The sequence below is a fragment of the Chamaesiphon minutus PCC 6605 genome, assembly GCF_000317145.1.
Classification (GTDB): Bacteria; Cyanobacteriota; Cyanobacteriia; order Cyanobacteriales; family Chamaesiphonaceae; genus Chamaesiphon; species Chamaesiphon minutus.
Genome location: NC_019697.1, coordinates 4674691 through 4692295 on the forward strand (window position 1 = coordinate 4674691; position 17605 = coordinate 4692295).

Consider the following 17605-nt stretch of genomic DNA (forward strand, 5'->3'; position numbering starts at 1 on the left):
ACTTTCTGGTATTGCTGAATCGAGGTATGATTCCTGTGTAGGGGTGCCCCTTGTGGGTACCCTTAATCGATGCGGGGTAAGCACAAGGCATTACCCCTACAAAATTATTTGTGCGTTTCATACCTTAATTCAGCAACGCCGACTTTCCTTAGTCTATCTATCTACCCTAACATCGATCGGCAAAGAGGGGCGCAAGCCATTACCACAGATTCTCGCTTCAACTTAAGATCGCTTTGGCCACGTAAAATAGAACGTCGTTCCGCGACCTAGTTGAGATTCGAGGCGAATCGTACCGCCTTCTGCTTCGACGATTTTTTTGACGATCGCCAAACCGACGCCCGTACTGTCAGTACGTTGTTGGGGATTGACGGCTTGAAAAATCTGAAATATCCGATCGTGTTGCTCTGGTGCGATGCCTGGGCCATCATCGGCGATCGCAAATTCGTAGAATTCTTGACGTTCGGCGATGCCCAAATGGAGCGATCCATCCACGCGATCGTGATGTTTGACAGCATTACCGATCAGATTGGTAAATACTTGAGATAACAGCATTCGCTTGGCGTGAAGAGTCGGGAGATTTTGGGCGATCGCGATATTAAATGTCGGCGGTGGTGCGAGGGTTTCGATCGTTTCTGCCAGTAGTTCTGACACTGAGACTGGTTCGAGGCAGTCTTCGGTGCGACCGATGCGGGCGTAGTCTAGCAAGCCATCGATCGTGGCTTCCATGCGCTGGATGCGACCGCGCAATAGTTCCATTTGCCGTTGATTGGTGGGTGAGAGCGATCCGTCGAAGTCTTCTTCGATCCACTTGGAGAGATTGGCAACAGCACGCAGGGGTGCTTTGAGATCGTGAGAGACGATATGCACGAAGCTATCTAGCTCTCGATTGCGTGCTTCGAGTGTAGCTTGAGCTTGTTTGCGATCGGTAATGTCACGAGCTTCGGCGACCAGCATGACGACTCGATCGGTCTCATCGAGTACGGGTTTGATTGAAAAGTCGGTTGTCAAGATCGTGCCATTGGGAGCGGGAAATTGCACTTCGTAGCGGCTAAATTTGCCCTTAATAGCTCGATCGATCGCTTCTTTGAGTTGCTGCTGGAGCTGTTCGGTATGCCACCAGGGCGTATCCCAAAAATACTGTCCGGCGATGTCTTCTTTGCGAGCGGAAATTGAGTCTAGGGCGGTTTGATTGACTTCTAGCAATACCCCATCCAGACTGACAATCCCCATCAGCTCGAAACTCTGCTCGAAAATCGCACTAAACTTGCGCTCGCTCGCCTGCAATGCCGCTTCCATCTGTTTGCGCTCGGTAATATCATGCCCGATCGTGTACCAGACTTGGCTGGGTACGTGTGGGATCGCATTCCACGACACCCAGCGATAGGTGCCATCTTTACAGCGATAACGATTCTCAAAATTCACCACCGACTTACCATCTGCCAAACTTTGAGCACCTGCAATTGTCTGCTCTCGATCGTCAGGATGCAAGAAGTTAATAAAGGGTTCGGCCATTAATTCGGCATTAGTGAAACCCAAGATTTGCTCGAAGGCTGGATTGAGGCGGACGAAATACCCATCAAAACTGACAACTGCCAGCAGATCGACCGATAGATTGAAAAAGCGATCGCGTTCTTGCTCTGCTGCTAGCCGCTCTGCCTCCATTTGCTTGCGATCGGTAATATCGCGCGCGATCCCATACATTAAGTTTTGCTCTGGATAAGGCATCGTACTCCACGATAGCCAGCGATACGAACCATCTTTGCACCGATAGCGATTTTCAAAATCCGTACTTACCCAACTTTCACTCAAGCCTAGGCGGATTGCCTCTTCCGTGCTCGATCGATCGTCAGGATGAACCAATTCCACAAACGGACGCGCCATTAATTCGGCGTGAGTGTAACCCAATGTCTTCTCCCAAGCTGGATTGAGCCGCGTGAAATACCCCTGAAAATTGCCGATCGCCAATAGGTCGATCGACAGATTGAAAAAGCGATCGCGCTCTTGCTGTGCTTCTAGCCGCTCTGCCTCCATTTGTTTGCGATCGGTAATATCCCGAAAGTAAATTCCCAAGCCTTCGGCGGCGGGATAAAGATGCGCTTCAAACCAACTCGCATTCGGCTCGAACCATACTTCCATCTGTACGACAACTCGATCTGTGAGTGCGCGTCGATACTCCCGCTCGACATCACCACCGACTAATGAGGGAAACAAATCCCAATGGGATTTGCCTATAAATTCTGCGGGTGCCAACCTGGTGAGGTGGACAATGGATTGCGTGGCGGCTTGGTTGGCATAAATAATCCGCCAATCTCGATCGACTGTGACATACGCATCGGTCATGCTTTCCCAGATATCGATAATCTGCTCGTTCGCTGCTTGGAGATCTTGTTCTGCTTGTCTTTTGGCGGTTTCATCCCGACAGCAAGACACAAACCCATCATCTAATTTGGTCGCATAGATAGAATAAACCCGAGTGAGTGTTTCGCCTCCAAACACATCCTCATAGACGAGATTTTCTCTAATTAGCGGCTCGCCAGTCGCTATTAGTTGGCAATATTCTTCAAATAAGCCGGAAGTGCGAAAGGCGGGAAACAGCTTACACAGAGATTTACCGATATCTTTGGCAGTCATCCGATTGTTTTCTAATGCTGCCTGATTGAGATAATCAAATCGGAAGTCGATAATCTGCCCAGCATCATCGCGGATGGCCGAAAAAATGCTCACGCACTCGCGCATGTTGTCGATCGACGTCTTAAACCGCTCTTGACACTGCTGCAACTGCCGCCGCAGGCGGGCATTTTCAACTGCTTTACGCATCGTCAACTGCAACAATTCTGGCGTCAGATCGCGCTTGACTAAATAATCTTGGGCACCTGCTTTAATAGCGCGCACGGCAACACTTTCGCTACCTTGCCCCGTCATCATCACTACGGGCGGAAGAGAGCTGTTAGTTCGAGCGGACAATTCTGCTAAAAACTCCAACCCATCGGCATCTGGCAGTGCGTAATCGAGCAAAACTCCATCGATCTGTTGCCTTTGACAGATTTCTAGTCCCTCAGCTACCGATTCTGCCTCCAGCATATGGTAGCTAGTCTTTTAGTCTGCCAGCAGTGCGCGTCGATATAGCTCGCGATCTGCTAAAAAATCCTCGACGATGAGCAGTGTATAAGTTAAAGTACTCATAATTTGGACATATAGAGTCGCATCTTTATATATCGGTCTCAAATAAGTCAATCGCTAAATTTTTGCTACTCTATGTTTAGAGCGTACCACACTCAAACCATTCCCCCAGACGATCGCAGCTTTCCAAAAGCTACCCAAAATTTGTAAATTTAGATGCTGGACATAACCCAGCCTTTAGATTAAAGTCGATCGCGAACGGAGATTTATCGAGTCATTGGTTAACTAATTTGCACAAATATTTATAAGTCTTCACCTGTCAATAATAATAACATCTGCCGGATTAGCGTGCCAGCAAGACAAGATAACCAAGTGCATCCGCGAAACTCTGTTCATTTGTTACCAATACTCGATCGTCAATCTACTGACAATCTTCGTTTTGAGATCGACTCGGATGTGGATATGGGCGAGCAAAGTTTCTTAAGTTGACGGCTCTAAATATGTCGATCGCCAGTAATTTCCGTTTGGGCTTGAGTCTGTCAGAGTGGGATCTAAACCAAATTTTCATACCATCATCTAGAGATCCCCCTTTGCCCTCTAATTCGATCGCTTGAGACCAAGTGAGATGAGTGCCGTGAGTATTTGTTAAACTCACTCTATCTGCCATTTGTTAACACTGCATGGAATTTTGGAATCAAGTATTAGAAGTAGCTAGTAGTACCGCCCAACGTGTTGGAGCACAATTGTTGCTGGACTTTGGACGCGTGCAGGGATTAGAAAAAGCGGATGGAAGTCTAGTTACTCAGTCTGATGAATGGGCGGATCGAGAAATTCGATCGAGTATTGCCAAAGCTTTTCCGGAACATGCCATTTTGAGTGAGGAAGCCGAACACGGGTTTACAGATGCCCAATGGACGTGGATTATCGATCCACTCGATGGGACGACCAATTTTACGCGCGGGATTCCGTTGTGGGGCATCTCGATCGGGTTACTTTATTACGGCGAGCCTGTATTCGGTTATGTTTATTTTCCGCCTGTCAACCAAACTTTTTACGGCTATTGGGCGGGGAATAGTGGATTAGATCTACCCGTGGGGGCATATCTAAACGATAAACCGATTCATGTCAGTCAGGATTCACCTAGTGGCAATCATTTTTTTAGTTTGTGTGCCCGCTCTCTTCAGGTCTGGCAGCCAGGATTTCCTTGTAAAATTCGGATGCTTGGGGTCGCTACTTACAATTTTTTGGCAGTTGCTGCTGGTGCGAGTCTGGGCGGGGTAGAAGCAACACCCAAAATCTGGGATTTGGCAGCGGTGTGGGCCATCGTACACGCCGCTGGAGGAACGTGGGTATCTCTCAGCGATGAACCAACTTTTCCAGCCGTTGTCGGTCGAAATTATGGCAGTTATGCCATGCCGAGTCTGATTGTCAATCAACCAGCTTTGGCAGATCGGCTTTTACCGCTGATGGAATCGATTCGGAAGTGAATAGGTTTTAGGCTTTAGGTTTTAGGATCTAGGCTTTAGGCTTTAGGCTTTAGGCTTTAGGATCTAGGCTTTAGGCTTTAGGCTTTAGGCTTTAGGCTTTAGGATCTAGGCTTTAGGCTTTAGGCTTTAGGCTTTAGGGGATAGGGGATGGTGGATAGCCAGCGGTAGTAAATATTCAACTTTCAACTTTCTAACCATTACTCATCCACCCATCCACCCATTCACCCATTCACCCATCCACCCCTCTACTCCGCCTCAGCCGCTACACTAGCTTCCACCTTAGCCTGGGCGCGTTTTTCACGTTTTTTGCGTTCGGCTTCGGCTAAGTCGGCCATGACTGCTTCCATTTGAACTAGTTTATCTAGATTGCTGCGATAGGTATCTAGATCTTTTTGGGCTTTATCTTTAGGTAGGTGCAGTGCTTCAGCGATTTGGAGGACTGCTGCTTCACGTTTTTTCTCGTCTTTGAGCAAGTCTGGTGCTGCTTGTTCGAGAATGGTAAATAGACCGATGCCAAATAAGCGACTGTACTTAAATTTGGGGTTGCTGGCGATCGATTGGAGGGTAGTAGCTAGTTGCGCTCCCATGCCGTCGGCAGTAGGGTGAGCGATCCAATCGATGATATCGCTCCCTTGCATACTGCGGGCAAATTCTTCGACTGCGGTGGCATCGGTGCGATATTGTTGGGCATTACCACCCATCGACTCACATAAAGCGACAAAAATCGATTGCTTATCTGCTTCGGGACGATAACTGGTCATGAACCGATCGAAGCTGCTGACTACACCCAGCGCATAAATCGGATCGTAGGCAAAATCAACATTGGTAGAAAGTAAATGCATTTCTACCATTAATTCTTCTACCACCCGCCGATAAATCGAATTAATCGGGCGTGTATGTTGGGAGTAGAAATTACGCTTAGTATCGGAGACAGTACTCTGGTTATTCACCGGGCTATAAGAAGATTTAGTTAACAATCCTTAATTATCGTCGATCGTCTACACAATACGCAAAGGTTGCGATCCCCAGATCGATTCTTTTATGGTAACTTTGCTCGTCCAAATTGGCTACAAGGTTTACCCATCGCGAGTAGTCGGCAATTAATAGCAGATGAAAAATCGATTTTAGCCAAATCTTTGTGCGTTTGTGCCGATATCATGGCGATATCTACAGGGCATTCTGGTAATAAGAGGATTATTTGTAGAGATAGGAAATAAGATGAAGATGGCTGGAAATCATAATGTGGCCGCATGGTTATTATTCGGGACGATCGCGATCTCCACTATATTTCCGCCACAAGCTAGTTTGGCATTTACACTCGATCCCACCACAAGTCATGCGAGGGTAAATGTCCAGCCTGATGAGGCGATCGATCGTTACCAGCAAGGCTTAACGGCTGCGGCTGCGGGCAATTTCAATCTGGCAATAACTAATTTCGATCGGGCCATCCAGCTTGATGCTCGTTATCTCCAAGCTTATATCGAACGAGGCAATGTCAAGGATGCCGTGGGCGATTTGTCTGGGGCAATTGCCGACTATACTAAGGCAATCTCGATCGACCCTAAATTTGCTACGGCTTACTACAATCGCGGGACGGTATCGGCAAAAAGCGGTCGTCATTCTGACGCGATTCGGGACTTTAAAAAAGCGATCGCCCTCGACCCTCGCTATGCTCCAGCTTACATGAATTTGGGTAACGAGCTAGACGATCTGGGCGATTCGGCTGGCGCACTCCAAAATTACGATCGGGCACTTAAAATCGATCCCAATTACGCTCTAGCTTATCTCAATCGAGGCATCGCTCACGAACGTGCTGGCAATCGGACTCAAGCTATTGCCGATCTTCAGTTGGCTGCTAATTTATTTAAAGCAGCAGGTAATCTCGATCGATACAATCGCGCTCTAAAAATGATTAGCAATCTTCGTACTCCAGCTTATTAATGACCGGAAATCTTAACCGGATGGAAGTTCGGTAAAGTGAACTTCGATCGGGATGAGAACCGAACTTGGATCGCTCGCGGCTTTTGTTAGATTATAAACAAGTTGAAATCGGCGATTGACCGACTGGTGAATCGATTATTCCCAATTTACTTAGATCGCTTATTCAGCTATAGCAGTAAAATTTACGATTTGGCATTGTTTAAAATGTCGATCGAATCTATTTCCATCCATTACTATACTTGAATTTGAGGTTCATATCATGACATTAGTTCGTTGGCAACCTTTCCGCAATGTGACTACCTTACAACGCGAAATGGATCGATTATTCGATAGTCTAACCGAGCATGAAGATAGCTTGTACCGGACTGCTTTTGCTCCCGCAGCCGAGCTACAAGTCGATCGAGATAATGTCTATCTGCAACTAGAAGTTCCTGGTTTAACACCCGAAGAAATCGAAGTCCAAGTTACTGCCGATTCAGTAATTATCGATGGGGAACGTAAAGAAGAAAAACAAGTTGAAGAACAAGGCATGAAGCGATCGGAATTCCGTTATGGTAAGTTTCATCGCACGATCGGTCTTCCTGAAAAAGTTCAGCGCGATCGCGTTCAGGCAAAATACGAACATGGGATCTTAAAACTGACGCTACCTAAAGCCGAAGACGAGAAAAACAAAACCGTCAAAGTTTTAGTAGAAGCTTAATCGTTCGCTCCTGTCTGGCTCTAAAGTTTTATCGCCCTGACTTTTACCGGAAGTCAGGGCGATATTCTATGAAATATTTCGACTCAAAGCACCTCACGACTCTATCCTCTATAATTGAAAAGAATGTTCTCAAGATAAGCTCTGCGATGACTCCAGAAGTAGACACCGATCTTCAGTCCACTGGCGAACTGAGTACTGCAATATGGTCGCCAGATCCCGATCTGAATGAAGAATTAGACGAATTAGACGAACTCTCCGCCGAGCTGGAGATGTCTTTTTTCGACCATTTGGAAGAATTACGCCTGCGGATATTTTATTCGATCCTGGCGGTGGCGATCGGTGCAATGGGCTGTTTTGTCTATGCCAAACAAATCGTCCAAGTTTTAGAAATACCTGCGGTTGGCATCAAATTTCTGCAACTGGCTCCAGGTGAATACTTTTTTGTTTCGGTGAAGGTAGCGGGATATTGTGGCTTATTAGTCGCTAGTCCGGTAATTCTTTATCAAATCATCCGATTCGTTCTTCCTGGATTGACACGGCGCGAGCGTCAGTTGGTTTTACCCGTGGTAATTGGTTCGTCGGTGCTATTTGTAGGTGGGATTGCGTTTGCTTATTACGCGCTCATTCCGGCTGCACTCAATTTCTTAATCGGTTATGGCGAAAATGTCGTCGAGCAGGCTTGGTCGATCGATCGATACTTTGAGTTTGTATTAGTCTTATTATTTGCGACGGGGTTACTGTTTGAACTACCAGTGGTACAAATTTTATTATCCCTATTGGGCATTCTTTCTTCCGCCGTGATGTTATCTGGCTGGAAGAGTGTGGTGGTAGGATCGATGGTAGTCGGTGCGATCGTCACTCCCTCTACAGATCCGCTGACTCAGAGTTTACTTGCAGGTGCGGTGTTAGCTTTATATTTTGGCGGGATTGGCGTTGTGAAGTTATTGGGTAAATAAGTTCCAAATTTAGGCTATAAGCAGATCCCCGATTTCTGGTAAGAAGTCGGGGATCTTGTCTTTATTCCGGCTATTGGCAAGTCTTGTATCGACGATCGACGATCGATTAATCTAACCCAAGTTGCTACCTATAACCTCAGCGGTTAAAAACCGCTGCTCGTAGTGCAAAGTCCACCTTCGCGGACTAGTGTATTAGTCCGCGAAGGCGGACTTTGCAGCATTAGCCGCGACTTTAGTCGCAGGCATTCTATAGGTAGTAACTTGGGTTAATCTAATTATCCCGCACTACCCGCACGCGTTGAGTGAGCGTAGACATTCCCGATGGACGGATAAAGATCGTGGAGAGCCAATAATCGCCCGATTTGCCAGGAGCGCGAGCTACTTTAAATAAGCCGCCAGCCGAGAGTAACTCTAGCTTATAAGGTGGTGTCTTGCCAAAGCTGGTAGCCGAGACTGGTTGTTCGATAGTCGTACCCATGAGCACATCTTCGCCCAGGGGTTCGAGGACGATCGCATCGAGGTTATATTCAGCGTTAGTTTGGAGTTTTTCTGGTAAATTGAGTTCGATCGTCGGTGGTTTGCTACCGCTCGTGACGAGGGTGCGCTCTTGGAGGACTTGTTGTTGGACGATTTGTCCACCGACGATCTTTTGACGGGATTGAATTGTCGATTGCAGATTGAAGACTCTACCATCAATTTTTTGGAGGCCAGCAATTTTGGTAGTAGTATTCGCAGTGTAACCATTGCCCGCAGCCTGCCAACCTTGGAGAGTAGTGGTATAAGTAGTGTTTGTATAGTTTTGCCAAAATTGGCCCAAGGATTGTTCCCAGTTAGCTTTATTTAAACCATCACTGGTACTAAAATTCGGGCTGTAGTAACGCGATACTTCTGGCAATTTTCGGGCGTTGGCAGCAGCATCGATGTTGGTGAGTAGTGTCTTAAGTGCCGCAGGTGCATTCATTGCTGGGGCATCGGCGCGCGCGGGTATCGCGATTGCCTGCTGAGTGCCGATTGCTAGTGTCAAAATTGCCAATCGATACCAAGATCTTGCTAAGAAAGTAGCTGGTAACAGACGGTAGATGCGTTGCAACATATAGAGAATATCGGGTAGCGGGTAGAAAGTGGCAAGGATAAAACAATTCTCACCTCTTTTGGAGCGAATGCGGCCGATCGACAACTCGATCGAGATTACATCTAGAATAACAGAACAGTGATTCTGCTAGCGGAGAGGCTACGCCAACGGCTAAAATAACTGTGTCGCAGGTGAGGAATAAAAATAATAGTGTCTAATGCTGCTATTAAGCTACTGATTGCCGCAAGTGGGACTGGGGGACATGTATTTCCCGCGATTGCCGTTGCCCAAAAGTTATCTGGGTATCAGATTGAATGGTTGGGCGTACCCGATCGTCTAGAATCTAAGCTAGTTCCCAAAGAGTATCCTCTACATATTATTCGAGTTGGTGGCTTTCAGGGGAAATTTGGACTAGGTACTCTCAAAACTCTAGGTGGATTGTTTGCCAGCGTCTTTCAAGTCCGCAAACTGCTCAAACAGGGCAAATTTGATGCAGTATTTAGTACTGGTGGTTATATCTCTGCACCAGCGATCTTAGCTGGCTATTCGCTGGGTTTACCAGTGTTTCTGCACGAATCTAATGCGATTCCTGGCAAAGTTACGCGGTGGCTGAGTCCGTTTTGTACTAAGGTAGCTGTCGGGTTTGTCGCCACTAGCAAATATCTCACCCGCGCCAAAACAATATATCTGGGTACTCCCTGTCGTCAAGAGTTTTTGACCTCACAACCGCTCGATTTACCGATTCCCGATCGCAGCCCGCTAATTGTCGTTGTCGGCGGCTCTCAAGGCGCGGTAGCCCTCAATCAGATGATAGTTGAATGCGTGCAATCTTGGCTGGATACAGGTGCGACGATCGTGCATATCGTTGGTGGCGCGAATATGCCTGCGAACAAAATCGAGCATCCTCGATATATCGTCCTTCCTTTTTACGATAATATGGCCGGACTATTACAACGTGCAAATTTGGCAATCTGTCGCGCTGGTGCTGCGACACTCAACGAGTTAATGATTACTCGTACTCCGTCAATTTTGATTCCCTATCCCTTTGCTGCTGAAGATCATCAATATTACAATGCTAATGTCTTAGCATCTGCCCATGGCGCGCTCTTGTTTCGGCAAGAAAATCTGACCGCTCAGTTTCTCACGCTAGAAGTTCTCAATCTTCTCCAAAATCCGCAAAGATTGGAGACAATGGCATCCAATACTAGTTCGCTAGGTGTGATCAATAGTGCAGATTTGCTAGCAGATGCGATCGGAGAATCAGTTAAAGCAAGAATAGCGGCACGACAACCCGCGCAGTCAGTAAATGGTAACCAGAGTTGAATGTTATAGTGATAAGAGTTTGGACAATCTCAATAGCTAGTAACCGATCGATTTATGAAAAAAGCAACTTGGAATGGCGCGACCTTAGCTGAAAGCGATGCTACGGTCGTTGTCGAAAATAATCAGTACTTTCCACCAGAAAGCATCAACAAACAATATTTTGTCGATAGCAATACTCACTCTACCTGTCCTTGGAAAGGTGTCGCTAGCTACTACAGTATCGAAGTTGATGGTAAAGTTAATCCAGATGCGGCTTGGTATTATCCCGAAACTAAAGATGCTGCTAAAAATATCACTGGTTACATTGCCTTTTGGAAGGGTGTAAAAGTTGAATAGTTCGAGCTTAGATGCTATTTCGGTAATTGATAATTATCTGTCGTCGAAGGGCAAAAAATTATCGAGGTTAATGTCTTTTTTTTTTAAGAGAAGGCTTTACACCTAATTTTTATGAGTGAGTAGCATCTAAGCTCGGATATGAGAGATCGCGACTTTTACAAGTTAGCGATCGGCGATTGAATTAAGTTATGTTCGAGTAATAAAATAGTATATAGTTGCAAATTCAATCGCAGTGGAAATTAATCAGATCGATCTCCAAATTATCGAAGAATTGCAAGTTAAATTTGCAGACATTCCCGAAGCAATCGTTAGCTTAGAAACAATTGCTGATTGCGAAGGCGATCTAGAAGATGCCGCAATGACTTTAGCAATTCGTACCGGACAACAACCCGATATTACTAATAGTGAATGGCTGGAAGGATTGGCTAAAAAATGCCGCGTAGCTGTCTGCCAATCGGAATTTCGGAATGATATGGTAGATGGTAATTTCCTGCCGCTATATCAACATTTTGAACGCGTGAAAGTCTGCCCAAAATTATTAATTTTACCAGTGCTCCTATACGTTCACGAACATGGAGTCAACCGCTTTTGTCAGCCGCTCGATCCGATGTAAAGTCAACGAACAGCCTAAAATAGTTCGATCGATTTTGGCGCGCACATATCTCCAGAACTCAATTGGAGAATCAGTTTTGGCACTGACGATGTGTAAACTCCCTCGATTCAAACTTACTGGAATTCGATATAAATCGCAAAAGTTAAGAACTTAGAAAGATCGGATCGCATCGGCAAATCTATCTCAAAATTCAACGATGGTGAGCCAACTTACCTGTTGTCTCCGAACGATGATATAGCTCAAGAGTAACAGCCATGGGTGTTGACGATGCTTTGGGAGCGAGCATTCAGATCGTTTTTCTACAATTGCAACTCAGAAAACTTAGCTACTGCCTATTCCAGGCTCTGGTACAAAGAGTGGAGGGCGAGTATTTTTAGCGATCGCCGATGCAAATATTGCATCAAATTAATCCGTTTAATTCATATTTACACGGTTTTTGTAACGGAGAATACCAATCGTTGGAGTCGTTACAGTTAAGTTATGATACACGAGATTAAATTTTACTAAACCCAATTCTGTGTAGCCTCAAGCTAGCGGGGATTTCAGCCATGACAACAGCCACACCAGCCACTCAGAACAAATTTGAGAAACTCAAATCAGAAAAAGACGGCCTCGCGCTCAAAGCCGAGCTAGAAGACTTTGCCCGGATTGGTTGGGAAGCAATGGATGAAACCGACCGCGAGCATCGGTTGAAGTGGTTAGGGGTATTCTTCCGTCCCGTGACGCCTGGGAAGTTTATGATGCGGTTGCGCGCGCCGAGTGGGATTACTACTAGCGACCAACTACGCGTACTAGGCGATATCATCCAACGGTATGGAGATGATGGGAGTGCCGATATTACCACCCGTCAGAGCATTCAGCTCCGGGGGATTCGGATTGAAGATCTGCCAGAAATCTTCCGCAAGATGGCAGCAGTCGGACTGACGAGTATGCAGTCGGCGATGGATAATGTTCGTAATATTACGGGTTCGCCTGTAGCAGGACTAGAAGCGGGGGAATTGTACGATACCCGCGAGCTAATTCAGGAGTTACAGGATCGGATTATTAATAAGGGTGATGGCAATCCTGAATTTAGTAATTTACCACGCAAATTTAATATCGCGATCGCGGGTTGTCGCGATAACTCGGTTCACGCCGAAATTAACGATTTGGCCTTCGTCCCAGCATTCAAGGATGATGTATTTGGATTTAACGTGCTCGTCGGTGGCTTCTTCTCCGGTAAGCGGTGCGATGCGGCGATTCCGATGAATGTCTGGGTGGCACCTGAAGAGGTGGTCGAGTTTAGTCTGAGCATCTTGCGCTTGTTCCGCGACAATGGTTTGCGCGCCAATCGGATGAAAGCGCGATTGATGTTCCTCATCGATGAATGGGGCATCGAAAAATTCCGCGCCGAAACCGAACGCGTCTACGGCAAAACCTTAGTAGCTGCGGCACCTAAAGACGAAATCGAATGGGAAAAACGCGACCATATCGGTGTATATCCCCAAAAACAAACAGGCTTAAATTATGTCGGTTTGCACATTCCCGTCGGACATCTCAAAGCGGCTGATTTCTTTGAATTAGCCAGACTGGCAGAAGTTTATGGCAGTGGCGAAGTCCGGTTTACAGTCGAGCAAAATGCCATTATTCCCAATGTTGCCGATGCTAAATTACCAATTTTATTAAGCGAACCAACCTTGCAAAAATTCCAGGTCGATCCTGGCAACCTAACGCGCACGGTAGTCTCTTGCACGGGTGCTCGGTTTTGCAACTTTGCGCTGATTGAAACCAAGCAACATGCAGTATCGGTCATCGGTGCCGTCGAAGCCAAAGTTAACGTTCCTCAGCCAGTACGGATTCATTGGACTGGTTGTCCCAATTCTTGCGGTCAACCTCAAGTCGCCGATATCGGCTTGATGGGTGCCAAAATTCGCAAAGACGGTCAAACCGTCGAGGCTGTGGATATCTTTATGGGTGGTACCGTTGGTAAAGATGCCAAGCTCGGTGAAAAGGTAATGAAAGGAGTACCACTGTCTGAGTTGGATGGCGTACTGGTTGACTTATTGGTTGAAAAATTCGGTGCGACAGCAACAACTTAAATTGGTGTTGCAGATTCTGTAGGGGCGGGTTTATGCTAACCAATCTCGATTTTACATTCAATCTCAAACAAACCCGCCCTCCCCACCAGAAGATATCAAACAGAATATAGTAGGGTGGGCCGTAACCACCATATAGGTTTCAGGCATTATCTATTTAATAAATATTTGCACCTATTTAGTGTCGCGGCTTATAGATGGTGGGCAGTGCCCACCCTACTGGGACAACCTGCCACCCAAGATTATGCTAACACCGAAGCCAAAGCTTCGATCGAGATCGACTGTCAGACGATTATTTCCCATGCTCCAGGATCGTACTTATTATTTCTCGAAAACTAACTCCAGGATACTAAAACATTTATCGGTTCCCTCCCAGTATTATCGATCGAGAAAGACTGGCAACACGCTCCCAATCGTGGTTGTTATGTAATTTTACTCAAAGAAGCAGTAAAAACTAAAAAGGTCGTTGATTTCGCGATCGCTTACGAAGTAACCGAACATCATCCCGCGCAAATCAAAGAAGTTTCTAAAGATGTCATTAAGGAAATTTGGAGTTTAGTAGAATTTTCTGGTACGTCACCGCAAGATCGCATAAATTCTTGATTACGTCGCGTCGATGAACTTCAAACAGCGACTATTCAAGCTAGAGAAGAAGCCAATAATCAGCAAGTTCGACAACGCCAAGTTGCTATGGCAATTTTTGGTTATTTACTTGCAGATTGAGCTATACTGGCGATCGAGTACAAGTTTAAGTTCAGTGCCGAGAGTATTTGCAGGTTCGATCCCTGCCCTAGAATATAACTAGACTATTTAAATTTCGATCGAGCGTTGGTTTAAGGTCGGATTTAGCACATCTGGGGGTAGGCAAATAAGTTGTTAGGTAGCAACTATTTACCAGCGAGATAAAGCCATCTCTTCGTCATCAAAATTAAAGGTTAAATTTAAGTTATTACTCTAGCTTCATTGTCAAACCTCGCTCCCTGTATCGATCTTCGCCAACCAACGCTTGCGATACGCGAGTTCAAATCTCGTCCTCTGCTTATTTACTTGCAGAGGTAGTTTAGCGGTCAAACATCGCGGCATCAGATTAAGTTGGCGATAACTGGAAATCATCAGACAGGAATAGCGTTATAACTTTGAACCCGGTCACCAGGATAGCGTTGCCGGGTTTTTCAATAGATGTTTAGCTACGATCTCATCTCCTCAAATTAAGGGGTAATCTATTTACTATTTTGGCAATATTGATAGCTTTGACGGTTGCAACAATTGACAATACATGTATTTAAAACTTTGGTATTTTATACAGCCAAATGGTGATGCTTTGTCAAGTAAATATTTTCACCGATCGATATTCCAAAGCTAAGATTCTCTCTATACATGTTTGTAGCTATTTTGGTGAAAAAGCACATTAGAATTAGCTATCAATCTCGCAGATTTTGATAATTAATATTAGTTAAGCAAATGTATCGATCGACACTGTTGGCAATTTCGGTATTTTAAGAGTCAAAAAACCAGAAATAATTGAATATTCATCAATAATTGGTAACAAAAATTACAGTTTTATAAGCAGTCTAAAACGACAATAGATAAGAGCAAATGGCAGTAATCAATATTAGTGCCCTAAATACGAGGAGCGATCGGTAAATATATGAGTCAATTTTCACGTAGAAAGTTTATTCTGACTACTGGAGTAGCAGCAGCAAGCAGCATATTAATTAATGCTTGTGGCCAGAGTGGGACTAGCGAGCCTCAGTCCAGCCCCAGTGTTAGTCCAGCGGCAAGTCTGGCTCCCGGAGACGCACCAGAATTGACCAAAGCAAAATTGGGCTATATTGCGCTCACAGATGCCGCACCCCTAATTATTGCCAAAGAGAAAGGACTCTTTGCTAAATATGGGATGACCGATGTCGAAGTTCTCAAACAAGCTTCTTGGCCAGTAACTCGCGATAATATCGAAACTGGTTCGGCTGGTGGGGGGATTGATGGAGCGCATATTCTGTCTCCCATGCCCTATTTCATGACGATGGGGATGACCAAAACCAAACAGCCCGTGCCGATGTATATTTTGGCACGATTGAACACTAATGGTCAGGCAATTTCGATCGCAAACGCATATAAAGAAGCCAAAGTCGGACTCAAAGGAGATGGACTCAAAACTGCGATCGATAAAGCAAAAGCTGGTGGTAAAAAAGATGTGAAAGTAGCAATGACTTTCCCTGGTGGCACGCACGATTTATGGATGCGCTATTGGTTGTCGGCTAATGGTGTCGATCCGAATAAAGATGTCTCCGTCGTTCCCATTCCGCCGCCACAAATGGTTGCCAATATGAAAACTGGCTCGATGGAAGCCTTCTGTGTGGGCGAACCTTGGAATGGTCGATTGGTGAATCAAAACTTAGGTTATAGTGCATTAGTAACTGGTGAATTGTGGAAAGATCACCCTGAAAAAGCTTTTGCCATGCGCTCTGATTGGGTGGACAAAAATCCCAAAGCAGCTAAAGCATTATTGATGGCAGTACTAGAAGCACAACAATGGTGTGATAAACCCGAAAATCACGAAGAAATGTGTAAAATTATCGCAGGGCCGAAGTGGTTTGATGTGAAGGTAGAAGATATTTTACCCAGAACTAGTGGCACGATCGATTATGGTGATGGTAGGAAAGTAGATAAATTCCCTCAAGCCATGAAATTCTGGGCGGACAATGCTTCCTATCCTTATCAAAGTCACGACATGTGGTTCCTGACAGAAAACATGCGCTGGGGCTATATCCCAACTGACTTTGTGAAAGCGAAGGAAATGCTCAAAAAAGTCAATCGGGAAGATTTATGGAAGGCAGCAGCTACAGCATTAAAAGTTGATGCCGCTCAGATTCCAGCTAGTACATCTAGAGGGATAGAAACATTCTTTGACGGCGTGAAATTCGACCCTGAGAAACCCGAAGATTACCTCAAATCTCTCAAAATCAAAAAAGCATAATCACAAGTAAAATTATGACATCAGAGTGAGCAATGCTCACTCTGAAATTCGCCTCTATACTTAAAATATTAACCATTAAATCTTCGTCAGGTATAAAATATTATGGCAGCTAGTACCAGTAAACCGCTCGGTAAACAACGTCGTCCAACTAATACGAATCCTTGGCTGAAACAACAGCTTAAAAAGATCGTTCCGCCGTTGGCAGCACTAAGTATACTGTTGATTATTTGGCAAATTTTGTGTCGGCCAGGATCTGACGGATTACCAGGGCCAATTCAGATTATTCAAGGAGCTTGGGATCCATTTATTATTAATCCTTTCTTTGACAATGGTGGTAACTCTAAAGGTTTAGCGATTCAAATTTGGGCGAGTTTACAACGGGTATTTGTTGGCTTTTTCTTCTCGATCGTAGTTGGAGTTGGGTTGGGAATTTTAATCGGTTCCAATAAAGCTGTCTATCGGGCACTAGACCCAATATTTCAGGTTTTAAGAACGATTCCGCCGTTGGCTTGGCTGCCTCTTTCTTTAGCAGCTTTAAAAGATAATGGAGCAGCAGCATACTTTGTAATTTTCATTACAGCAGTTTGGCCGATTTTAATCAATACAACTGTCGGCGTTCAGCAAATCCCCCAAGACTATATCAACGTCAAACGTGTCTTAAAACTCTCGAAAACCACCTATTTCTTTAAAATTCTCTTGCCTGCGGCTTTACCATACATCTTCACGGGCTTGCGGATCGGTATCGGTTTGTCTTGGCTGGCAATTATCGCTGCCGAAATGTTAATTGGAGGGGTAGGGATTGGGTTCTTTATCTGGGATTCCTACAATAACGCTTTTCTAGATCGCATTATTGTCGCGCTAGTTTATGTTGGTGTAGTTGGTTATTTACTAGATTTACTAGTCATATTTGTTGGTTCTAAGATTGTTGCAGAAGATCGAAAGTAATTTCCCATCGCTATTAATTTAAATGAACTTGTCGATCGAACAGACGATCTCACTTTTCGA

Annotated in this window: 15 protein-coding genes and 1 pseudogene; 11 read left to right on the plus strand and 5 right to left on the minus strand. The window is 45.3% G+C overall.

Annotated elements, in window-relative coordinates; translation table 11 throughout:
- Nucleotides 1–222: 222 nt before the first annotated feature.
- The 3 genes from CHA6605_RS31925 to CHA6605_RS21295 form a co-directional block, all read right to left on the minus strand.
- A complete protein-coding gene (locus CHA6605_RS31925; protein WP_015161452.1) occupies nucleotides 223–3081 on the minus strand; it encodes a PAS domain S-box protein in 2859 nt (952 codons plus the stop codon).
- A gap of 15 nt (nucleotides 3082–3096) precedes the next feature.
- On the minus strand, nucleotides 3097–3225 hold the full coding sequence (locus tag CHA6605_RS36300; protein WP_269744516.1) for a hypothetical protein: 129 nt from the start codon (nucleotides 3223–3225) through the stop codon (nucleotides 3097–3099).
- Between the two features lie 316 nt (nucleotides 3226–3541).
- Complete coding sequence (locus tag CHA6605_RS21295; RefSeq protein ID WP_015161453.1) at nucleotides 3542–3787, minus strand: hypothetical protein; 246 nt, start codon at nucleotides 3785–3787, stop codon at nucleotides 3542–3544.
- A 13-nt stretch (nucleotides 3788–3800) separates the two neighbouring features.
- On the opposite strand from CHA6605_RS21295, the gene CHA6605_RS21300 reads away from it, so the two are divergent.
- The gene (locus CHA6605_RS21300) at nucleotides 3801–4607 is read left to right on the plus strand and encodes an inositol monophosphatase family protein (protein ID WP_015161454.1); all 807 of its coding nucleotides are present in this window, start codon (nucleotides 3801–3803) and stop codon (nucleotides 4605–4607) included.
- A 245-nt stretch (nucleotides 4608–4852) separates the two neighbouring features.
- On the opposite strand, the gene psb29 is transcribed toward CHA6605_RS21300, so the two are convergent.
- Entirely contained in the window at nucleotides 4853–5557 is a 705-nt protein-coding gene (gene psb29 / locus CHA6605_RS21305; protein WP_015161455.1) for a photosystem II biogenesis protein Psp29, read from the minus strand.
- Between the two features lie 274 nt (nucleotides 5558–5831).
- On the opposite strand from psb29, the gene CHA6605_RS21315 reads away from it, so the two are divergent.
- The 3 genes from CHA6605_RS21315 to tatC all read left to right on the plus strand — a co-directional run bounded on the left by CHA6605_RS21315 (nucleotide 5832) and on the right by tatC (nucleotide 8204).
- On the plus strand, nucleotides 5832–6548 hold the full coding sequence (locus tag CHA6605_RS21315) for a tetratricopeptide repeat protein (RefSeq protein ID WP_157260058.1): 717 nt from the start codon (nucleotides 5832–5834) through the stop codon (nucleotides 6546–6548).
- A 259-nt stretch (nucleotides 6549–6807) separates the two neighbouring features.
- The gene (locus CHA6605_RS21320) at nucleotides 6808–7248 is read left to right on the plus strand and encodes an Hsp20/alpha crystallin family protein (RefSeq protein ID WP_015161457.1); all 441 of its coding nucleotides are present in this window, start codon (nucleotides 6808–6810) and stop codon (nucleotides 7246–7248) included.
- A gap of 146 nt (nucleotides 7249–7394) precedes the next feature.
- Nucleotides 7395–8204 (plus strand): twin-arginine translocase subunit TatC, encoded by an 810-nt coding sequence (gene tatC / locus CHA6605_RS21325; protein ID WP_051038953.1) that lies wholly within the window; start codon nucleotides 7395–7397, stop codon nucleotides 8202–8204.
- 271 nt (nucleotides 8205–8475) lie between these two features.
- Here the strand turns inward: tatC and CHA6605_RS21330 are convergent, their stop codons facing one another.
- Nucleotides 8476–9297: a hypothetical protein gene (locus CHA6605_RS21330; RefSeq protein ID WP_015161459.1), complete on the minus strand. Its 822-nt coding sequence runs from the start codon at nucleotides 9295–9297 to the stop codon at nucleotides 8476–8478.
- A gap of 189 nt (nucleotides 9298–9486) precedes the next feature.
- Here CHA6605_RS21330 and murG point away from each other — a divergent pair, with 189 nt between their 5' ends.
- From murG to ntrB, 7 genes and pseudogenes are all read left to right on the plus strand, one after another.
- Nucleotides 9487–10599 (plus strand): undecaprenyldiphospho-muramoylpentapeptide beta-N-acetylglucosaminyltransferase, encoded by a 1113-nt coding sequence (gene murG, locus CHA6605_RS21335; protein ID WP_015161460.1) that lies wholly within the window; start codon nucleotides 9487–9489, stop codon nucleotides 10597–10599.
- Between the two features lie 54 nt (nucleotides 10600–10653).
- Complete coding sequence (locus tag CHA6605_RS21340; protein WP_015161461.1) at nucleotides 10654–10935, plus strand: DUF427 domain-containing protein; 282 nt, start codon at nucleotides 10654–10656, stop codon at nucleotides 10933–10935.
- Between the two features lie 232 nt (nucleotides 10936–11167).
- On the plus strand, nucleotides 11168–11548 hold the full coding sequence (locus CHA6605_RS21345) for a hypothetical protein (protein WP_015161462.1): 381 nt from the start codon (nucleotides 11168–11170) through the stop codon (nucleotides 11546–11548).
- A 548-nt stretch (nucleotides 11549–12096) separates the two neighbouring features.
- A complete protein-coding gene (locus tag CHA6605_RS21350; RefSeq protein ID WP_015161463.1) occupies nucleotides 12097–13626 on the plus strand; it encodes a ferredoxin--nitrite reductase in 1530 nt (509 codons plus the stop codon).
- A gap of 204 nt (nucleotides 13627–13830) precedes the next feature.
- Nucleotides 13831–14346: pseudogene (locus tag CHA6605_RS37485) on the plus strand (DUF7873 family protein).
- Between the two features lie 925 nt (nucleotides 14347–15271).
- Entirely contained in the window at nucleotides 15272–16600 is a 1329-nt protein-coding gene (locus CHA6605_RS21360) for a CmpA/NrtA family ABC transporter substrate-binding protein (protein ID WP_015161464.1), read from the plus strand.
- Between the two features lie 102 nt (nucleotides 16601–16702).
- On the plus strand, nucleotides 16703–17545 hold the full coding sequence (ntrB, locus tag CHA6605_RS21365) for a nitrate ABC transporter permease (protein ID WP_015161465.1): 843 nt from the start codon (nucleotides 16703–16705) through the stop codon (nucleotides 17543–17545).
- Nucleotides 17546–17605: the final 60 nt, after the last annotated feature.

Coding starts and splice junctions, on each gene's coding strand:
- CHA6605_RS21350 (WP_015161463.1), top strand. CDS start 12,097: ATGACAACAGCCACACCAGCCACTCAGAACAAATTTGAGAAACTCAAA.
- CHA6605_RS21360 (WP_015161464.1), top strand. CDS start 15,272: ATGAGTCAATTTTCACGTAGAAAGTTTATTCTGACTACTGGAGTAGCA.
- ntrB (WP_015161465.1), top strand. CDS start 16,703: ATGGCAGCTAGTACCAGTAAACCGCTCGGTAAACAACGTCGTCCAACT.
- CHA6605_RS21315 (WP_157260058.1), top strand. CDS start 5,832: ATGGCTGGAAATCATAATGTGGCCGCATGGTTATTATTCGGGACGATC.
- CHA6605_RS21340 (WP_015161461.1), top strand. CDS start 10,654: ATGAAAAAAGCAACTTGGAATGGCGCGACCTTAGCTGAAAGCGATGCT.
- CHA6605_RS31925 (WP_015161452.1), bottom strand. CDS start 3,081: ATGCTGGAGGCAGAATCGGTAGCTGAGGGACTAGAAATCTGTCAAAGG.
- tatC (WP_051038953.1), top strand. CDS start 7,395: ATGACTCCAGAAGTAGACACCGATCTTCAGTCCACTGGCGAACTGAGT.
- CHA6605_RS21295 (WP_015161453.1), bottom strand. CDS start 3,787: ATGGCAGATAGAGTGAGTTTAACAAATACTCACGGCACTCATCTCACT.
- CHA6605_RS21300 (WP_015161454.1), top strand. CDS start 3,801: ATGGAATTTTGGAATCAAGTATTAGAAGTAGCTAGTAGTACCGCCCAA.
- CHA6605_RS21330 (WP_015161459.1), bottom strand. CDS start 9,297: ATGTTGCAACGCATCTACCGTCTGTTACCAGCTACTTTCTTAGCAAGA.
- CHA6605_RS21320 (WP_015161457.1), top strand. CDS start 6,808: ATGACATTAGTTCGTTGGCAACCTTTCCGCAATGTGACTACCTTACAA.